At 38.4% G+C, this 3,013-nt stretch carries 4 protein-coding genes; all 4 read right to left on the bottom strand.

All coding sequences use genetic code 11. The features are described from left to right. Positions 1-130: 130 nt before the first annotated feature. Positions 131-1,312 carry a protein rep gene (locus tag WFI24_RS34110; RefSeq protein WP_336766264.1) on the bottom strand — a complete coding sequence of 394 codons (1,182 nt, stop codon included), beginning with the start codon at positions 1,310-1,312 and terminating at the stop codon, positions 131-133. A gap of 212 nt (positions 1,313-1,524) precedes the next feature. After that, positions 1,525-1,821, bottom strand: coding sequence for a hypothetical protein (locus tag WFI24_RS34115; RefSeq protein WP_336766265.1), 297 nt, complete (start codon positions 1,819-1,821; stop codon positions 1,525-1,527). Between the two features lies 1 nt (position 1,822). Next, positions 1,823-2,113: a hypothetical protein gene (locus WFI24_RS34120; RefSeq protein WP_336766267.1), complete on the bottom strand. Its 291-nt coding sequence runs from the start codon at positions 2,111-2,113 to the stop codon at positions 1,823-1,825. 274 nt (positions 2,114-2,387) lie between these two features. Further along, the gene (locus WFI24_RS34125) at positions 2,388-2,573 is read right to left on the bottom strand and encodes a hypothetical protein (RefSeq protein ID WP_336766268.1); all 186 of its coding nucleotides are present in this window, start codon (positions 2,571-2,573) and stop codon (positions 2,388-2,390) included. Positions 2,574-3,013: the final 440 nt, after the last annotated feature.

A 3,013-nucleotide genomic window follows, 5' to 3' on the forward strand; every position in this document is an offset into this window, starting at 1 on the left:
GCGACGCCTGATTTTATTTTTTTGCCTGAAATTTATGTTTGGTTGCCCTTAGCTTTTAATCGCTTTTCTTAGGGACTTTTGTTATAATTATTACAGGACTGAAACAAGATCGAAAATCATCAGAGGCAACTTATTGTTGTTCTTGGTGATTTTCTTTTTTTATGTACTGATGTCTACCAGGAACCCAAGAATAAAGTTCTTCCAGCATATTTGAACGACAAACACTACATATGCACTTCGAATTATCGTCAGAAGTATGAACAAGATCAGCATTATCATCTTCAGCATCCTGAAGCTCTCCAGTAGCCTTTAATTCTTCCCAAACGTCCTTCAGAAGACCTCCATAGGCCAAAAGACGTCTACCTGATAAAGACGTGTCCAGAACCGAAACAGACTCATCTGTACGCTCCTCATCAATGCCACTCTCAAGATCAGGCAAAAACTCCATTTTTCCTTTCCGATCCACATTCTTGTACTCATACTTGTTGTATATTAAAAAGTCCTCCGATTTCGTCGCATATTTCGCCAACTCTGCAACCGCAGCTCCCGATAAATCCGTTTCAGAAAATCCCGATTCTCCAACCTCAATTCCTTTTTCTTCGAGTATCTTAATTTCATTTTCAACATTCCTCTTTCCTTTCACTATTCGCACATGAGTTATAGGCATGTAGTCTACTTTCAAGCAACTTTGCCACAACTCTGAAATACGTTCAGTTGTGAGATAATCTTTTCCTTTGAAATAAGATGGAGAAACTCCGATAAGAACATGAAAATGTGGATGATAACTTTTCTGTAGATAATTTTGAGTCACCTCAAGTGATCGAAACCACCCTATAGAAATAGCCTTTATTTCTTTTCTTCGTACAAAGTTATTCCAAGCTTTGGTCATTTGAGATATCGTATCGGGAAGATCTTCGCCGGCACAGTTTTTTATAGTCAAAGTGAGAAACAACCAACGCAACTTTCTGGGTTGTACGGAAAGCTTCTTCTTTCCCTTCATATCCTCCCCTGTAACTGCACCATGTGCAACTTGCTTAATTTGATGAGCAACTAACAACGATCGTCTCCATGAACACATTGGACAAAGTCTGACTCTGCAAAAGTTAGACCATATTAATTTTTTCTCATGTCCATTCGGACAGACATTAAATTTCAAAGAACTACCACAATTGCAAACTCTATCGGATTTACTCAACTTATTTAACCTTGCAAACGATTCAGCAAGTAAAAGACTATTCGTCTTATGCCTTTGCCATGGACGCTCACGGCCACGTTTTGAATAATCCGTTAATATTTCATAATCACCAGACATTTTTTCACCTACCGTTCTACCATTTCCCGAGTATTTCCCTTAGAGCCGTATGGGTTTAAGTCGATTTTGTCTCTGAGAGTTGTTTCTATAGTATCAAGTAAAGGAAGAAACACGTTCTAAACAAACGGGTCGCCCCTCACCAAGGCGACCCGTCTTATATAAAATTGGTTACTTGTTCGCACTGGAAATAGGAGGTAACCAGGAGTGAGCCATTAAACAGCAGAAGGCAATTTTACGTCTTTTACAAGATTAATATCTTTCAATACAACAACAGGTTTGCCGCCAACTTTGGTAGCTTTCATGCCAAAATCGAATTCATAGATTCCTGGACAAACAGTGATCTGATCCCAGAGTTCCTCATCAGCCGTAATGGACATCGGTATGTATCCACGTTTTGCCGCATCGTTTTCAGGTTGATCAACATAAGTAACCTTAACTCCGGTCAATCTCTCTCCGGATTCACGATTCACAAAATCATAGTGGGTTGCACCAAGAACTAAATATTGCAAATCAGCTCACCTCCGTTTTTTTTGTGGAATAAATCTCTTTTCCATATTCCGTAATCTGGCCATCTGCATCTATTAATTTTAAACCAAGCACCTCTTCAGCTTCAGACAAAGCACCTTCAATAAAAGAGTTAGCTTGAGAACTTCTCGAGCTGCCAAGCAATTTAGAAATATACTCTAAACGACGGTTTACATCAGGAGAAAGGGTTACAGTAAAACGAATTTTTGACTCCTCCATATCTTCAGATATTTCTTTAATCATCAGTTGTTTACTGACCAAATCTCTAATACTCACAGAATCACCTTCTTTTTTTATTCTAATTTTGTTATTTTAAATAACCAATATTGTCATTATATCATCATACTTATTTATGCGCAAATAGATTGATAGATTCATAGATAGCCGCCGGCGGCTAAAGGGTATCCCCTTTAGAATCCGTATTCCCTCGCCGGGAGCAGGTCCAAAAACGCTGTTTTTGGACTGATCGATAGGGTTGGAACATCGATACGCTCGTAAAGGTTACCCTTCGGCGTCCCGATCGGTCCGACCTTGACGGCTTACAACTGGATCATTGATCCTTGCCATTGGTCTTTTCCAACAAGAGATGTACGAATTTTTGTGGAAAATGTTCAGTTTTATAATAAAGCTGAACCAATAGCTCAACCACATCTGACTCTGATCGAACTCCAAAATATTTCTTCAAAAATTCCAGGTCACTTTTTGTCTCCGGTGATACATGTAGCGTCTTTTTCATTGTTTTTCTCCTTTTTGGTACTTTTATATTTATTTTTGGTACTTTACAAGGGTATTTTGGTACTTTATGATATAAGAAAATACCAAAAGGAGCACTATTATGATAGTTTCCTCTTTAGATGATTTTACAGAATATGAGCCACATTGCGAATACTGCGGAGAATATGATGATGTAAGAAATCTTGATTTGTCTGAAGGAAAGTATCTACGCGAATTTGACGTTCATATTTGCGTTCACTGCAGAAGGAAATTGATCGATGCTTTGAAGAAAAGTGTGTGATTATATCAAAAAGGCGTCGCCATCCGAAGGGTTCCACTCCTTGCGGATCAGCGACGCCTGATTTTATTTTTTTGCCTGAAATTTATGTTTGGTTGCCCTTAGCTTTTAATCGCTTTTCTTAGGGACTTTTGTTATAATTATTACAGGACTGAAACAAGATC

The sequence above is a fragment of the Paenibacillus sp. USHLN196 genome, assembly GCF_037144955.1.
Classification (GTDB): Bacteria; Bacillota; Bacilli; order Paenibacillales; family Paenibacillaceae; genus Paenibacillus; species Paenibacillus xylanexedens_C.